The 15,305-nt window shown below is 74.4% G+C and carries 13 protein-coding genes; 9 read left to right on the top strand and 4 right to left on the bottom strand.

The window, feature by feature from the left end; all coding sequences use genetic code 11:
* The first annotated feature begins 55 nt into the window (after window positions 1-55).
* From ACZ3YL_RS33980 to ACZ3YL_RS33970, 3 genes are all read left to right on the top strand, one after another.
* The gene (locus ACZ3YL_RS33980) at window positions 56-1,615 is read left to right on the top strand and encodes an AMP-binding protein (RefSeq protein WP_465661211.1); all 1,560 of its coding nucleotides are present in this window, start codon (window positions 56-58) and stop codon (window positions 1,613-1,615) included.
* A 104-nt stretch (window positions 1,616-1,719) separates the two neighbouring features.
* Window positions 1,720-2,406 (top strand): TIGR03086 family metal-binding protein, encoded by a 687-nt coding sequence (locus ACZ3YL_RS33975; protein WP_188305596.1) that lies wholly within the window; start codon window positions 1,720-1,722, stop codon window positions 2,404-2,406.
* Window positions 2,407-2,756: 350 nt separating this feature from the next.
* Window positions 2,757-2,984: a DoxX family protein gene (locus ACZ3YL_RS33970; protein WP_465661208.1), complete on the top strand. Its 228-nt coding sequence runs from the start codon at window positions 2,757-2,759 to the stop codon at window positions 2,982-2,984.
* A gap of 202 nt (window positions 2,985-3,186) precedes the next feature.
* Here the strand turns inward: ACZ3YL_RS33970 and ACZ3YL_RS33965 are convergent, their stop codons facing one another.
* The gene (locus tag ACZ3YL_RS33965; protein ID WP_465661206.1) at window positions 3,187-3,843 is read right to left on the bottom strand and encodes a TetR/AcrR family transcriptional regulator; all 657 of its coding nucleotides are present in this window, start codon (window positions 3,841-3,843) and stop codon (window positions 3,187-3,189) included.
* Window positions 3,844-3,902: 59 nt separating this feature from the next.
* Here ACZ3YL_RS33965 and ACZ3YL_RS33960 point away from each other — a divergent pair, with 59 nt between their 5' ends.
* Window positions 3,903-5,309: an aldehyde dehydrogenase family protein gene (locus ACZ3YL_RS33960; RefSeq protein WP_465661204.1), complete on the top strand. Its 1,407-nt coding sequence runs from the start codon at window positions 3,903-3,905 to the stop codon at window positions 5,307-5,309.
* 13 nt (window positions 5,310-5,322) lie between these two features.
* On the opposite strand, the gene ACZ3YL_RS33955 is transcribed toward ACZ3YL_RS33960, so the two are convergent.
* A complete protein-coding gene (locus tag ACZ3YL_RS33955; protein ID WP_188305592.1) occupies window positions 5,323-5,844 on the bottom strand; it encodes a hypothetical protein in 522 nt (173 codons plus the stop codon).
* A 166-nt stretch (window positions 5,845-6,010) separates the two neighbouring features.
* Here ACZ3YL_RS33955 and ACZ3YL_RS33950 point away from each other — a divergent pair, with 166 nt between their 5' ends.
* Window positions 6,011-6,925 carry a sigma-70 family RNA polymerase sigma factor gene (locus tag ACZ3YL_RS33950; RefSeq protein WP_465661201.1) on the top strand — a complete coding sequence of 305 codons (915 nt, stop codon included), beginning with the start codon at window positions 6,011-6,013 and terminating at the stop codon, window positions 6,923-6,925.
* Window positions 6,926-7,048: 123 nt separating this feature from the next.
* On the opposite strand, the gene ACZ3YL_RS33945 is transcribed toward ACZ3YL_RS33950, so the two are convergent.
* On the bottom strand, window positions 7,049-7,582 hold the full coding sequence (locus ACZ3YL_RS33945; protein WP_465661199.1) for a DinB family protein: 534 nt from the start codon (window positions 7,580-7,582) through the stop codon (window positions 7,049-7,051).
* Between the two features lie 47 nt (window positions 7,583-7,629).
* Window positions 7,630-8,205 (bottom strand): nucleosidase, encoded by a 576-nt coding sequence (locus ACZ3YL_RS33940; protein WP_465661197.1) that lies wholly within the window; start codon window positions 8,203-8,205, stop codon window positions 7,630-7,632.
* A gap of 522 nt (window positions 8,206-8,727) precedes the next feature.
* Here ACZ3YL_RS33940 and ACZ3YL_RS33935 point away from each other — a divergent pair.
* From ACZ3YL_RS33935 to ACZ3YL_RS33920, 4 genes are all read left to right on the top strand, one after another.
* Entirely contained in the window at window positions 8,728-10,041 is a 1,314-nt protein-coding gene (locus ACZ3YL_RS33935; RefSeq protein ID WP_465661195.1) for a hypothetical protein, read from the top strand.
* 15 nt (window positions 10,042-10,056) lie between these two features.
* A complete protein-coding gene (locus ACZ3YL_RS33930; RefSeq protein ID WP_465661193.1) occupies window positions 10,057-11,028 on the top strand; it encodes a glutamate ABC transporter substrate-binding protein in 972 nt (323 codons plus the stop codon).
* A gap of 295 nt (window positions 11,029-11,323) precedes the next feature.
* Complete coding sequence (locus ACZ3YL_RS33925; protein WP_465661191.1) at window positions 11,324-12,694, top strand: hypothetical protein; 1,371 nt, start codon at window positions 11,324-11,326, stop codon at window positions 12,692-12,694.
* Window positions 12,695-12,699: 5 nt separating this feature from the next.
* Complete coding sequence (locus ACZ3YL_RS33920; protein ID WP_188307035.1) at window positions 12,700-15,303, top strand: serine/threonine-protein kinase; 2,604 nt, start codon at window positions 12,700-12,702, stop codon at window positions 15,301-15,303.
* The last annotated feature ends 2 nt before the right edge of the window (window positions 15,304-15,305 follow it).

Here is a 15,305-nt window from a genome sequence, read left to right as displayed (position 1 = left end):
CGGGCGGTGGAGTTAGCCTGGCGGCATGGTTGCAAACTACAAGGAAGAAGTGGCCATGAGTGACCAGGAGTTCGTCAGCGCACCCGCCCTGATCCTCCGGGCCCTCGCCTCCCACCCGGACCGACGCGCCATCACCACCGCCGACCGGGTCGAGATCACCGCCGGCGACTTCGCGGCCGCCACCTACCGCCTCGCCCACGAGCTGCTCGCCCGCGGCATCACCCGCGGCTCGACCGTCACCCTGCTCACCGGCAACACCCCCGAGGCCCTCAGCGCCCGCTACGCCGCCGGCCTGGCCGGCGCCCGGGTGGTCAACCTGTACGACGGGATGAGCGCCCCGGTCCTGGCCGAGATCGTCGCCAGCGTGGACACCACCATGCTCCTCGTGGACGCCGAACGCTACGCCGACGCCCCCGAGTTGCTGCCGCTGATCGACGTCCCCGCCGTCCTCACCCTCGGCCCCGGCGCCGACGGGACCGGCCCCGGAGCGCACACCGTCGGCGAGGACGTGATCGCCGCCTCCGCGATCCGCCCCGCCGGGGAACCCGACGTCCGGATCGGCCCCGACGACGACCTCGGCATCCGCCACACCGGCGGCACCACCGGCATCCCCAAGGGCATCCTCAGCCTCCACGGGCCCGTCCGCCGCATGTTCGACACCCCCCTCCACAGCCGCCCCGACGCCGAACCGCCCCGCTTCCTCGCCGCCACCTCGCTCGCCCACCTCGCCGGCGTGCTCGCCGACCTGACGCTCCACGCGGGCGGATCCGTCGTCCTCCAGCGCACCTTCGAGCCCGGCGAGGTCCTCGCCGCGATCGCACGCGAACGCATCACCGACCTGTGGGTGCTGCCCCCGCTGCTCTACCGGCTGCTCGACCACCCGGACCTCGGCCGCACCGACCTGTCCAGCCTGCAGCGGATCGACTACGGCGGCTGCGCCTCCTCTCCGAGCCGGATCCGCGAGGCGCTCAAGGTCTTCGGCCCCGTCCTGGTCAGCCTCTACGGCATGTCGGAGGCGCAGAAGATCGCCGTCCTCACCCCCGACGAGTACGCGCGCTTCGGCGAGGACGGTCCGATCCCGGTCGGCCGGCCCTTCCCCGACGTGGAGGTGGAGGTCCGCGCCGCCGACGGCACCGTCCTGCCCGCCGGCGAGCAGGGCGAGGTGCACGTCCGCTCGGCGATGCTGATGGCCGGCTACTGGAAGCGGCCCGACCTCACCGCCCAGGTCCTGCGCGACGGCTGGCTGGACACCGGTGACATCGGGTACTTCGACGCCGACGGCTACCTCTACCTGGCCGACCGTCTCAAGGACCTCATCATCGTCGTCGGCGGCCACGTCTACCCGACCGAGGTCGAGGAGCTCCTCCTCACCCACCCCGCCATCGCCCAGTGCGCCGTCTACGGCGTGCGGGACGACCAGGAGGCCGAGCACGTCCACGCCGCCGTCGTCCCCGCCGCCGGGCAGCAGCCGACCCTGGAGGAGGTCCGCGCCTTCGTCACCGCCGAGAGGGGCCGCATCTACGCACCGGAAGCCCTCCACCTGGTCGACGCGATCCCGCTGACCTCCGTCGGCAAGCCCGACAAGAAGCGCCTCCGCGAGGCCCTCCCCCACTGAACCCGCCCGGGGCGCTTCCTCCGGGCCGCCGGACCGGAAGCGCCCCAGCGCGAGGTCCGAAACCCGCCGGTGCGGGCGGCGCCGCACCTCGCAGGATGGGCCGCATGACCAGTGCCGCCTTCGACGGGCTCCTCGACCGGTTCCTGCTCGCCAGCGGCGAGTTCGAGCGGATCCTGCGGTCCGTCCGCCCCGGGCAGTGGACCCTGCCCACGCCGTGCACCGACTGGAACGTACGGCAGTTGGTGCACCACATGGCCCGGGGCAACCTCAACTACCTCCTCCTGCTGCACGGCGGCCACCGCACCGAGTTCCTCCGCCTCCGCGAGACCGACGCGCCGGGCGACTCCCCCGCCGCCGCCTACGCCGCCTCCGTCCGGCAGCTGGCCGACGCCTACGGCCGGTCCGACGCCCTCTGCCGCATCCTGGACTACCCCCTCGGCCCGCTCACCGGCCGGCAGGCGCTCGCCGTACGCACCGCGGACAGCACCGTCCACACCTGGGACCTCGCCACCGCCCTCGGCCTGGACGACACCCTCCACCCCGCCCTCGTCGCCTGGCTCGACGAGCACCTCGCCACCATCTACGCGGGGCTGCCCGAAACCCCCGTCGACCCCGACTCCACCCACCGCTTCTTCGCCGCCCCCGACGACCGGCCCACCGAGGGCCCGCCCACCCCTGCCCCCTCCCGCCAGACGCGGCTGCTCCGCACGATGGGACGCTCACCGAAACCCCACGGAACCCCGCCCGGATCCCCACCCGCTTTCACCCCAAGGCGGGGTTTGGCTCAATGAACCACCACTCCGGTGCCGAGAAGCAAACGGGGGGTGGCGGCGCTGAGGGCTGCCACCCCTCCCCCGGCCCACCACCGCCTGGGAGCTGATCAATGCCGCCTACTTGGCCCCGGCGGGAGCCCCGGACGGCCGCTACCTCGCCATCCATTCCACCAAGTTATGGAAGCAGGTATTGGACGCGGGGCGAGCCCCCCGAAGAGGCTTGACCCGAGGGAACACCCCGCGTCCACGAAGGAATCCCATGTCCATCGCCCTGGTCATCGTGACTGTCGTCGCCATCGCCGCCAACGCCGGAATCGCCGCCGCCGACTTCGCCAAGGGCCCCGTTCGTCCTGGCCAACTCCGCCGAGGTGAACGTCGAACCGGAGTGGGTCCCATGGCTGGCCGCCCTCAAGATGGCGGGGGCCGCCGGGCTGCTGATCGGCCTGGTCGCCTATCCGCCGCTGGGCGTCGCGGCCGCGACCGCACTGGTGCTCTTCTACGTCGGCGCGGTGGCCGTCCACGTCCGCACCAAGGTGCTCCACACCTCCACTTCCCCGGCGGCCACCTCGCCCTGGCGGTCGCCACCCTGGCCCTGACCCTCACCCGCTGAGGCGCGCGCAGGCACCCGCAGGCACCCGCAGGCACCCGCGAGAGCTTTGCGAGGAACTCCCGCACGGTGATGGCGAGTTCACCGGCGAGGCCGATCGGCAGCGAGCGTGAACCAGGGCATCGGGCTGCTCTTCCCACGGGGATGCGCAACCGGGACACGCACCCGCGATTCGTTCAGCCGGGATCCGTTCAGCCGGACGGCGTCCCGCCCACCGCCCGCAGGGCGAAGGGCAGCAGGCGGTCGGCGGTCTGCCGGGCAGTGGCCTCGTCGACATCCTCGGGCAGCCGCGGGGTGAGCAGGAAGTGGGTCATCACCGGGCCGACCACCACCTCGCCGAGCAGCTCCACGCCGTCGAGCGGCGGGATCTCGCCCCGCTCGACCGCCCGCCGGACGACCTCCGCGACCCTCCCGTACACCGGCCGCAGGAAGGCCGTGACCAGCGCCTCGGCCAGCGCGGTGTTGTGGGCGGCCTCGCCGATCAGGGCGCGGATCAGCCGGCCGGGCTCGCCGGTCATGCCGGCGGCCTTGTCCCGCAGGACGACCCGCAGGTCGCCCTCCAGGCCGCCGGTGTCCGGCTGCTCGTACGAGCCCTCGCCGTGCAGCGCGGCGGCGGCGATCACCAGGTCCTCCTTGGACGACCAGCGGCGGTAGAGCGTCGCCGTCGAGACCCTGGCCCGGGCCGCCACGGCGGCGGTGGTCAGCCCGCCGTAGCCGCTCTCCGCGAGGACGGCGAGGGTGGCGTCCAGCAGTGCCCGGTCCCGGCCTGCGTCGCGGGGGCGGCCCCGGCGCGGCGGGGAGGCGGCTCCGGAGGCGACGGGGCGGGGCGGGGTGGTGCTGGGGGTCATGCCGGAAGTCTATCGAAAACTAGAAACGAAATCATTTCGTTTCGTTTATGCTCGACGGCATGAGCCTCTCCGCCGAAGCCACGTCCACCGGAAGCGACGAAGCCGCCGCCACCGTCTCCCGTCTGCACACCGCCTTCGCCGCCGGCCGCACCAAGCCCCTCGCCTGGCGCAAGGCCCAACTCCGCGCCCTGCGCCGCCTGTTGGTCGAGCAGGAGGCCGTCTTCACCGCCGCCCTGCACGCCGACCTCGGCAAGAGCGCCGCCGAGGCCTACACCACCGAGATCGGCTTCACCCTCAACGAGATCGACCACACCCTGCGCCACCTCGACGGCTGGCTGCGCCCGCGCCGGATCCCCGTACCGCTCGCCCTGCAGCCCGCCCGGGCCCGCACCGTGCGCGAACCGCTGGGCACCGTGCTGATCATCAGCCCGTGGAACTACCCGCTGCAGCTCGCCCTCGCCCCGCTGGTCGGCGCGCTCGCCGCCGGCAACTGCGCGGTGCTCAAGCCCAGCGAACTCGCCCCCGCCACCTCCGCCGCCATCGCCCACTGGCTGCCCCGCACCCTGGACCGGCAGGCCGTCGCCGTCGTCGAAGGCGGTGTGCCGGAGACCACCGCCCTGCTGGAACAGCGCTTCGACCACGTCTTCTACACCGGCAACGGCACCGTCGCCCGCGTCGTCATGACCGCTGCCGCCCGCCATCTCACCCCCGTCACCCTGGAGTTGGGCGGCAAGAGCCCCGTCGTCGTCGAACCCGGCACCGACCTCGCCACGGCCGCCCGCCGGATCGCCTGGGGCAAGTTCATGAACGCCGGCCAGACCTGCGTCGCCCCCGACTACGTCCTCGCCATCGGCGACACCGCCACCGAGCTGGAACGCCAACTCACCGCCGCGATCCGCGAGATGTACGGCGCCGACCCGGCCGACAGCCCCGACTACGGCCGGATCGTCAACGAGCGCCACTTCGACCGCCTCACCGCCCTGCTCGCCGACGGCCGCCTCGTCACCGGCGGCGACCACCACCGCGCCGACCGCTACCTCGCCCCCACCGTCCTCGCCGACGTCGACCCGGACGCCCCGGTGATGCGCGAGGAGATCTTCGGCCCCGTCCTGCCGATCATCCGCGTCCCCGACCTCGACGCCGCGATCGCCTTCATCACCGCCCGCGACAAGCCCCTCGCCCTCTACGCCTTCACCGCCTCGGACGCCACCAAGCGCCGCCTCACCACCGAAACCTCCTCCGGCGCCCTCGCCTTCGGCGTCCCCAGCGCCCACATCGCCGTCCCCGGCCTGCCCTTCGGCGGCGTCGGCGAGAGCGGCCTCGGCCGCTACCACGGCACCCACTCCATCGACACCTTCAGCCACACCAAGTCCATCCTCGACAAGCCCCTCCTCGCCGACCCCCTCCGCCCCGCCTACCCGCCGTTCACCCCCCTCAAGTCCCGCCTCCTGCGCCGCATCCTCTGACCCCGTAGCCCCCCTAGGGCCTGAACAGCGGCTCGTACGCGTTGCCCTCCTCCGCGTTGAGCAGCACGTACGACGGCCCGAGGCCGAAGGCGACCTCCCGCAGCCGCTCCAACGCCTCGGCCACGGTGGGCACTTCGAGCCCGATCGCGGCGGCGGCAGCGTCCCGGTCGGCGAGCAGCTCGGGCTCGTCCTCCAGGTACTGCTCGGCCGCCTCCGCGCTCTCCTCCTCGGTCAGCCGCACGAAGCCGTGCCACCACGGCACCGCCAGCAGCAGCCGGACCATCTCCTCCAGTCCGACGGCCATCAGCGCCGCGCCGCCCTCGGAGTCGGCGTAGAGCACGGGCCGCTCGTCGCCGCCCTCGCCGCAGAGGAAGAAGGTGCCGCCCGCACCGCACTTGGCGACCTCCTCCAGGGCTTCCCCGGAGGCGAGCACGACCTCCTCCACGTGCGAGTAGGCGTCGAGGGAGAAGTCCCCGGGCCAGAGCAGGTAGTCGACGATGGCGGGGGTGGCGCGCAGGCGCTCGAGGAAGGACATGGCGGCCACCCTACGAGGCCCCCACGACAATCCGGCCGCCGGGAGTTGATCTCCGCGCCGCCCCGCTGTTGGCTGGCTCCCGCTGCTGCCCTGACCCGGGGCCGACCCCGGGACCGGCCCGAGGCCGACCCGAGGGCTGCCCGGCGCGACGAAGGAAGTTGACACGGTGGACGACAGATCTGCCCGGACCGCGCTCTTCGAGGAGCACCGCCCGCACCTGCGCGCGGTCGCGTACCGGATGCTCGGCTCGATCAGCGAGGCCGACGACGCGCTCCAGGAGGCCTGGCTGCGGTACGACCGCACCGACACCGCCGAGGTGGCCAACCTCGGCGGCTGGCTGACCACGGTGGTCTCCCGGGTCTGCCTGAACCTGCTGCGCGACCGCGCCGCCCGCCGGGAGGAGCCGCTGCAGCCGACCGGCCCGGGCGGCGAGGGCGGGCCCGAGCGCGTTCCGGACCCCCTGCTGCGCCGCGAGGGGGTGGTCGACCCGGAGCAGGAGGTGATGCTCGCGGACTCGGTCGGCCTGGCGCTGATGGTGGTGCTGGAGTCGCTGTCGCCCGCCGAGCGGGTCGCCTTCGTGCTGCACGACCTGTTCGCGGTGCCGTTCGAGGAGATCGCCCCGCTGATCGAGAAGACCTCGGCCGCGACCCGCCAACTGGCCAGCCGGGCCCGCCGCAAGGTACAGGCGCACCCCGTGCCGGATCCGGACCTGGGCCGCCAGCGGGTGGCCGTGGACGCCTTCTTCGCCGCCGCCCGCACCGGCGACCTGGCGGCGCTGCTCGCGGTGCTCGACCCGGACGTGGTGCTGCGCTCGGACGGCGGGGCCGGGCAGGCCCGGCACACCGTGGTGCTCACCGGCTCTGCGACGGTGGCCGGGCAGGCCGTGCTGTGGGGCACGCTGTCGCCGTTCGCCCGCCCGGCGCTGGTCAACGGCGCCGCGGGGGCGGTGGTCATCGGCGACAACGGCCGGGCGCTGTCGATCATGGCGTTCACCGTGGTGGACGGCGCGATCGCGGCGATCGAGGTGATCGCCGACCAGGAGCGGCTGGCAGCCCTCGACCTCTCGGCGTTCCGGGACTGAGGTATCCGGGACTGAGGCATCCGGGGCCGGGGCCTTACGGGACCGAGGCCTTCCGAGGCCGAGGCCCGCCGGGGCCGACCTCCCCACGGGCGGGGCGCCCGCCCCGCCCGTGGGACGGCGGCCTCAGCGCCCGACGGCACCGTCCAACTGCTCGCGGATGATGTCCGCGTGCCCGGCGTGCCGCCCGGTCTCCTCGATCATGTGCACCAGCACCCAGCGCAGCGACGGCCCCTCCACGGCGTCGGGCCGCAGCGAGCGCGCCCCCGGCCGGTCCAGGTCGGGGGCGGCCGCGGCCACCGCGTTGGCCCGGGCGATCGCGTCCCGGTAGGCGGCGACCGCCGCTTCCACCGTGAGCCCGGCCGACGGGACGTCCTCGCTGTTCAGCGGCGCCTCCCCCCGTCCGCCGTACGCGTACTCGAACCAGTTGAGCTCGACCACGGTCAGGTGCCGCACCAGCCACAGCAGGCTGGTGCCGGAGGCGACGCCGGGGCGCCGGGCGTCCTCGTCGCCGAGGCCGTCCAGCTTGGCGATGACGGCCTCCCGCAGGTAGTCGAGGAAGGCCAGCAGGGTGGTCCGCTCGTCGGCGTTGAGCGTCGGCGGGCGGGAGTCGGAGAGCTTGCTCGGCGCGGCGCCCCGGGGCGCGGTGTTGTCGGTCACCGCGCCACCGTAACGAGCGGAACCGGCCGGGCGCATCTGACTATCGGTCACCAGCCCTGGGCGTGCACCCAGTCCGCGAGGTGCCGGGCGCAGCCGTCGACGGACTCCCGCCAGCTGTGGGCCGCGCCGTCCCCGGCCTCGTCGCTGACGTACTTGACCAGCCGCACCGGCACCCCGGCCCGGTGGGCGACGGTGGCCACGGCGTAGCCCTCCATGTCGACCAGGTCGGCGTGCTCGGCCAGCCGCTGCTTGGCCGCCGGCTCCTCGACGAACAGGTCGCCGGTGGCCAGCACCGGGCCGTCGCCCCGGCCGACCACCAGCGGGGCGCCGTAGCTGCGGCCGGTGAGCTGCTGCAGGGCTGCGGTGTTCAGGTCGTGCTGGATCACCTGGGCGACGTGGTGCATGCCCTCCCAGCCGGGGCGCAGCGCGCCGGCCGTGCCGAGGTTGATCACCTCGGAGGGCTGCTCGCCCTGGGCGAGCACGGTGGCCAGGGCCGCCGTGGCGTTGACCTTCCCTATCCCGGTGAGCAGCACGGGCAGCCGGTCGTCGAGGTGGGCGGCCTCCTCGCGGACCGCGACGACGAGCAGCGGGCGGTCGGGCGAGATCGTTCCAAGCAGTCGCATGGGGCCCATGGTACGGAGCACAGGGGTGCCGGGCCCGGGATCAGCGCGGCGCGGAACCGCTCGGGGCGCCGTGGGCGTCGCACGGATCGCCACCTCTCCGTCGGGCCGGGACGACCGGTACAAGCCGTACGAGAGCGTGCGGAAACCGTGCACGACATGCTCAAGATCGGCGCAAGTCAGGTGTGGCCGGAGGGAGTCACGGCCATACTGCTGCCATCGGTCGGGCCCCGGGTGTCGGGCCGGCCCCAGGGGAGGATGAGGCGGGTGGCAACACCAGTAGGCAACGGCGCACCGGGCGGCGGGGTCCCGGCACGGCCGAGCACGCCACCGGCCGGGTCGGCGGGGGCACCGTTCGGCGCTCCGGCCGCGGCACCGTTCGGCGCTCCAGCGGCGGCCGCGGGAGCGCCGCCCCGCGGTCTGCCCGCGCCCGGCCCGGGCTCCGGGCACGGCACCGGACCGGGTTCCGGCCCTGGCTCCGGACCGCCCGCGCAGCGCCCCCGGGCCGGTGCGCCGGAGCGCGGCGTGCGCGCCCGGCTGGCGCAGGCCACCCGTACGCCCCCGGGCCGGCTGCGGCTGGCCGGGGTGGTGCTCGCGGTGCTCACCGTGGCCTTCGGCGGGCTCACCGCCTGGCAGTTGGAGACCAGGGCGCAGGCCGCCGACCGGGTGGTCTCGTACAGTCAGCCGCTCAGCCGGGACGCCGCCGAGATCCACCGTTCACTGGCCGACGCCGCCACCACCGCGGCCTCCGGCTTCCTGCTGGCCGGCGCCGAGCCCAAGGACGTCCGGGCCCGCTACGAGCAGGACCTCGCCCAGGCCGCCAAGCTGGTCTCCCAGGCCGCCGCCCGGACCACCGCGACCTCCCCCGCACAGGACTCACTCACTCGGCTGAACCAGCAACTCCCGGTGTACGCCGGTCTGGTGGAATCCGCGCGGGCCGACAACCGGCAGGGCATCCCGCTCGGCGGCGCCTACCTGCGGTACGCCTCCGAGCAGATGCAGACCGTGCTGCTGCCGGCCGCCGCCGAACTGAACTCCATCGAGAGCAAGGAACTGACGGACGACTACGCCGCGGCCCAGTCGGTGCCGTGGGGCGCGTACGGCCTGGCGGTGCTCACCCTGGCCGCACTGGGCTGGGTGCAGCTGACCCTGTTCCGCCGCACCAACCGGGTGTTCAACATCGGCCTGGTGGGCGCCACCGCCGCCGTCCTGGCCGGCACGCTCTGGCTCGCCGTGGCCGGACTGACCACCGCCGCGGCCCTGGAGAAGAGCGACCACGAGGGCGCGAACCCGCTGCGGGCGCTCAACTCGGCCCGGGTGGACGTGCTGACGGCCCGGCTGGCGGAGAACCTGAACCTGGTCGCCCGGGGCTCCACCGCCACGTACGCCGCGCAGTACACGGACGTCACCAAGCGGCTGGCCGGGACGGCCGAGAAGACCACCCCGATGCGCGACCGCGGCGGCTCGCTCTCCACCGCGCTGGGCCTCGCTCCGGCCGCCGCGAGCCAGTCCCTGGCCACGGCCGCCGACCAGTACGACATCTGGCAGGACCGGTACCGCACCGCGCGCACCGCCGAGGTCGACAACGCCGACTACCAGGGCGCCCTGAACGCGACGGTGTCGGCCACCGACACCACCAACACCGCCGACGCCGCCTTCAACGCCACCGACCGGGCGCTCGCCCAGGCCGCCGACACCGAGCAGGCCCGGTTCGACGCCGCCGCCGACGGCACCGCCGGGGACCTCCGGCTCGCCGCCGGCGCGGCCGCGGTGCTCGGCCTGGTGGCCGCGGCGGCCGCGCTGCGGGGCCTGGGCCGACGACTCGCCGAGTACCGGTAGAGGGGGAACACCACGATGCGCACGAGGACCGTACCGACCAGGAGCGCCGCGGCACTGGCAGTGCTGGCGGCCTGCGCGGCCGTGCTCGGCGGGGGCGGCCCGTCCGGCGCCGCGCCGGCCGCCGCGACCGCCGCACCGCGGACCGCGCCGCAGGCCGTCCAGCAGACCCAGGACCAGTCCGACACCTGCGACATCTACAGCAGCGTGCCGCCGAGTTCGGCCGACGGCCCGGCGGTGAAGGCCATCAAGGCCAAGCGCAGCCTGGTGATCGGCGTGGACCAGAACAGCTACCGCTGGGGCGCCCGCAACCCCAACACCGGCCAGATCGAGGGCTTCGACATCGACCTCGCCCGGGCGATCGGCACCGCCATCATGGGCGACCCGGACAAGGTGGTGCTCAAGCCGGTGGCCACCGCCGACCGGGTCGACGCGGTGCAGAAGGGCCGGGTCGACCTGATCGTCCGCACCATGACCGTCAACTGCAAGCGGATGCAGGACGTCGCCTTCTCCAAGCCGTACTTCAGCATCTCCCAGCGGGTGCTGGTCCCGAAGACCTCCCAGGCGAAGAACCTGGACGAGGCGATCGCCGGCAAGAACGTCTGTGTCGCCAAGGGGTCGACGGCCGCCGACGTCATGGACCCGGCCAAGGGCGCCAAGAAGGACGCCAAGGCGCAGCTGACGGTCGTCGAGAACCAGCTGGACTGCCTGGTCCTGATGCAGCTCGGCAAGGTCGACGCCACCATGACCGACGACGGCCTGGCGGCCGGCCAGGCCGCCCAGGACCAGACCGTGCGGATCGTGGACGGCGACGTGCAGCCGGAGGTGATCGGCGTCGCCATGCTCAGGACCAGCCCGGACCTCACCGCGCGGGTCAACCAGGTGCTGGCCGACTACCACGCCAACGGCGACTGGGGGCGCAGCTACGACCGCTGGCTGAAGCCGTACATGCTGAACGACGCCGAGCACTATTGGCCCGTCCCGCACTGAACGGCCGGACGCCGCACGGGCACCACCGGCGGCACCACAGGCGGCACGACGGGCGGCGCATCGGGTACGGAGCGGTGCGGACGCGGAACGGATGCGGGATCGGACCCGGGAACGGACGCGGTGCGGACACGGTGCGTTGACGCCGTCTTGACGCCCCGCGCCCGCACCGCCCGACCGGCCACCAGCTAGGGTTCGGGACGATCACCACGGGGAGACCGGTGGTGGGCACGGGGGATGTCGTGGGCCGCACGTCGTACGCGACGGCGGCGCACGCGAGGGAAGGAAGGACACCGCGGTGGCGGCATCGGCTGGCCCGGTACTGAGCCGGGAGGAGGTGGACCGCGCGCTCGCGCGCCTCGGCGCGGAGCGGGACGCGGTCGAGTCGGCGCTGCTCGCCCTGCAGGACCACCCGGGCCTGCGGCTGCTGGACGGCGCCGAGCTGTCCGGTCGCACCCTGGAGCGCTGGTCGGTCGCCGGCAAGGGCCTGCCGCTGCTCTGGGCGCTGTTCGACCGCTACTCCGAGGCGCTCGCCTCGGCGCGCGCCGTCCGGGCCCGCAAGGCCAAGCCCGGCGGCCCCGAACTCGCCGAACTGAGCGAGCTGCTGACCGGCGACGCGGTGACCGTCCCCGGCGGCGCGCTGCCGGACGGGCCGCAACTGCTGGGCGCGCCCGCCAAGCTGGTCGAGCGGATCAGCCTGGACGCGCTGATGGCCCGGATGAACTCCTGGTACGCCACCGTGCTGGAGGTGGTCAGCGCCGCCGACGCGGTCTGGTCGGCGCTGCCCGCCCGGATCGACCTGCTGCTCGCCGAACTGCACCGGGTGCGGACGCTGGCCGCCTCGCTCGGCGTGCGCACCGGCGGCCACCCGCTGGGCGACGACCTGGCCGGCCTCGAACACGACCTCACCGAACTGCGCACCGAGGTCCGCGAGGACCCGCTGGCGCTGTGGCGCCCCGCCAGGGTGCCCGCCCAGCGCGGCACCGTGCCCGACGGCGAGGCGTTCGCGTCCCCCGCCGGAGTGGTCGACACCGAGCGCTTCGACCGGGCCGGGCGGGCGCTGGACGGCGTCCGGCTGGAGCTGGAGAACCTGCTGCGGCTGCGCGACGACGCCGAGGAGCGGCTGCAGGGCGTCGGCGACCTGCTCCAGCGGGCCGACGCCACCCTCGCCGAGGCCCGCCGGGCCCGCGGCGAGGTGCTGGCGAAGATAGCGGCCAGCGACGTCCCCGCGGTTCCCGGCCCGGCCTCGGCGCTGCGCGAACGGATCGTCACCGCCCTGGACCTGCGCCAGGCCGGGCAGTGGGGCCGGCTGGCGCCGCTGCTGGACACCCTGGAGGACGCCGCCGCCAAGGAGCTGGCCCGGGCTCGGCACTCGCTCACCGAGGTCACCCAGCCGCTGGCCGTCCGGGCCGAACTGCGCGGCCGGCTGGACGCCTACAAGGCGATGGCGGCCCGGATGCGGGTCGCCGAGGACCCGGAAGTGATCGAACGGTACGAGAAGGCGCGCTGGCTGCTGTGGAGCGCGCCCTGCGACCTGCGGGCGGCGGCCGCCGCGGTGGCCCGCTTCCAGCAGTCGCTGCGCCCGGCCCAGAGCGAGGCCGTGGAGGGCGCACAGGCACACGGGACGGCCGGCCAGACGCCGGTCGACGGACAGGTTCAGGGGGGCTGAGGTTGATGGGCGAGACGTGCGTACGGCCGGAGTGCTCCGGCAGCGGCCGGATCGACGCCGACGGCTACTGCGACGAGTGCGGGCTGACCCCGGTGGGGACCACGACGGTCACCCCGGCGGCCTCCGGCGGGTCCGCCTCGGCGCCGCCGACCGCCGCCGGGCCCGGCTCGCCGTGCCCGCGGGACTGCTCCGGCGGCATCGACGCGGACGGCTACTGCGACGAGTGCGGACTGACCCCGCCCGGCGCGGACACCGGCATGACCCAGCCCCACGTGCCGTCCGCGCGGGTCGCCCCGGACTCCGCCCGCAGCGGCTCGATCCGCTCGCTGTCGGCCCGCACCGGCTCCGCCCGCTCGATGTCCGGCCGCTCCCGCTCGCACCGCTCGACCCGCACCGGCAGCAGCCGCTCGGTCTCGGTGCGCTCCACCCGCGGCAGCGTCAGCGCCGGCACCCGCAACCGGCTGGGCGCCGGGCTGGTCACCGTGCCGACCGTGGAGACGGCCGACCCGGCGCAGGCGGTGCTGGCCAACCCCGAGGTGCCCGAGCGCAAGCGGTACTGCTCCAAGTGCGAGGCCCCGGTGGGCCGGGAGAAGAACGGCCAGCCGGGCCGCCCGGACGGCTTCTGCACCAAGTGCGGCACGCCGTACTCCTTCACCCCCAAGCTGCGCCGCGGCGACCTGGTCGGCGGGCAGTACGAGGTGGTGGGCTGCCTCGCCCACGGCGGGCTCGGCTGGATCTACCTGGCGGTGGACCGGCGGGTCAACGACAAGTGGGTGGTGCTCAAGGGCCTGCTGGACACCGGGGACGAGGACGCGCTGGCCGCGGCCGTCGCCGAGCGGCGCTTCCTGGCCGAGGTGGACCACCCGAACATCGTCCGGATCATCAACTTCGCCGAGCACCCGGACCTGCGCACCGGCTCCACCGACGGCTACATCGTGATGGAGTTCGTCGGCGGCAAGTCGCTCAAGGACATCGCCAACGAGCGCCGCACCCCGGACGGCCGGCGCGAGCCGCTGCCGGTCGAGCAGGCGATCGCGTACGCGCTGGAGGCGCTGCCGGCGCTCGGCTACCTGCACAGCCGGGGCCTGATCTACTGCGACTTCAAGATCGACAACGTGATCCAGAGCGGCGACACGCTCAAGATCATCGACATGGGCGCGGTCCGCCGCTTCGACGACGACAGCGCGATCTACGGCACCATCGGCTACCAGGCCCCGGAGATCGCCACCGACGGCCCCTCCCCCGCCTCCGACCTCTACACGGTGGCCCGCACCCTCGCGGTGCTCACCTTCGACTTCCAGGGCTACAGCAGCACCTACCGGGACTCGCTGCCCGGCCCCGAGGATGTCGCGGTCTTCGCGGAGTACGAGTCGTACTACCGCTTCCTGGTCCGCGCCACCGACCCGGACCCGGCCCGCCGGTTCTCCTCCGCCGAGGAGATGGCCGACCAGCTCACCGGCGTGCTGCGGGAGATCCTGGCCCTCCAGGACGAGCGCCCCCGGCCCGCGCCGTCCACCCTGTTCGGCCCCGAACTGCGCGTCGTGGACACCGAGTTGGTACTGCCCACCGACCGGCCCGGACAGCTCCGGGTGGCCGCCCTGGACCCGTCCGCCGCCGCCCTGGCCCTGCCCGTCCCCCGGGTCGACCCGAGCGACCCCAACGCCGGCTTCCTCGCCACCCTGCTCGCCACCGACCCCGAGGAGGCGCTCGCCGCCCTCGGCGGCGCCCCCGCCGTCTCGGTCGAGAGCCGGCTGCGCAAACTGCGCGCCCTGCTCGAACTCGGCCGCCACGGCATGGCCGTGAAGGAATTCGGCGAGCTGGAGCGGGACCACCCGGACGACTGGCGGGTGGTCTGGTACCGCGGCCTGGTCGCCCTGGTCGGCGCCGCCGCCGAAGGGGAGAAGCGGGGGAGCGACGAAGGAGCGACGGAGCGCCGACCGTCGGCGTCGGGTCAGGAGCGCCCGGAGGCGAGCGGGCGAGCAACAGCCGATCTCCGGGCCGCCGCCGAAGCCTTCGACGCCGTCTACGACGCCTTCCCCGGCGAGGCCGCGCCCAAGCTCGCCCTCGCCATCTGCGCCGAACTGCTCGGCAACGGCGGCGACGCGGCCGAGTTCTACCGGCTCGTCTGGACCACCGACCACGCCTACCTCAGCGCCGGCTTCGGCCTGGCCCGGGTCCGCCTCGCCGAGAACGACCGGCCCGGGGCGGTGCGGGTGCTGGAGTCCGTCCCAACCACCTCCAGCCAGTACACCGCCGCCCGGATCGCCGCCGTCCGCGCCCGGCTGCGCGAACGGGCCGCCACCGACCCGCTCGCCACCGACCTCGCCGCCGGCTCCGACCAACTGACCGCGCTGCGACTGGACGACCGCCGCCGCGAGGAGCTCTCCGTCGAGGTGCTCGGCGCGGCCCTCGGCTGGGTCGACGCCGGCTCGGCCGGCGCCCCGCAGGGCGCCGACCTGGTGGTATTGGGACGTCCCGCCGTCGAGCGGGAACTGCGCTTCGCCCTGGAACAGTCCTACCGGGTACTCGCCCGGTTGGCCGACCGGGCCGAGACCAGGATCGAGATGGTGGAACGGGCCAACCGGGCCCGCCCCAGGACGTGGGTGTAACC

The sequence above is a fragment of the Kitasatospora sp. NPDC023176 genome (genome assembly GCF_055560495.1).
Note: the sequence above shows the minus strand (reverse complement) of the source record. Positions and strands in the feature narration are given on the sequence as shown.

Excerpts from the sequence above, each read along its gene's own strand:
- ACZ3YL_RS33940 (WP_465661197.1), bottom strand. The coding sequence starts at position 8,205 with ATGCGACTGCTTGGAACGATCTCGCCCGACCGCCCGCTGCTCGTCGTC.
- ACZ3YL_RS33960 (WP_465661204.1), top strand. The coding sequence starts at position 3,903 with ATGAGCCTCTCCGCCGAAGCCACGTCCACCGGAAGCGACGAAGCCGCC.
- ACZ3YL_RS33975 (WP_188305596.1), top strand. The coding sequence starts at position 1,720 with ATGACCAGTGCCGCCTTCGACGGGCTCCTCGACCGGTTCCTGCTCGCC.
- ACZ3YL_RS33920 (WP_188307035.1), top strand. The coding sequence starts at position 12,700 with ATGGGCGAGACGTGCGTACGGCCGGAGTGCTCCGGCAGCGGCCGGATC.
- ACZ3YL_RS33955 (WP_188305592.1), bottom strand. The coding sequence starts at position 5,844 with ATGTCCTTCCTCGAGCGCCTGCGCGCCACCCCCGCCATCGTCGACTAC.
- ACZ3YL_RS33980 (WP_465661211.1), top strand. The coding sequence starts at position 56 with ATGAGTGACCAGGAGTTCGTCAGCGCACCCGCCCTGATCCTCCGGGCC.
- ACZ3YL_RS33965 (WP_465661206.1), bottom strand. The coding sequence starts at position 3,843 with ATGACCCCCAGCACCACCCCGCCCCGCCCCGTCGCCTCCGGAGCCGCC.
- ACZ3YL_RS33930 (WP_465661193.1), top strand. The coding sequence starts at position 10,057 with ATGCGCACGAGGACCGTACCGACCAGGAGCGCCGCGGCACTGGCAGTG.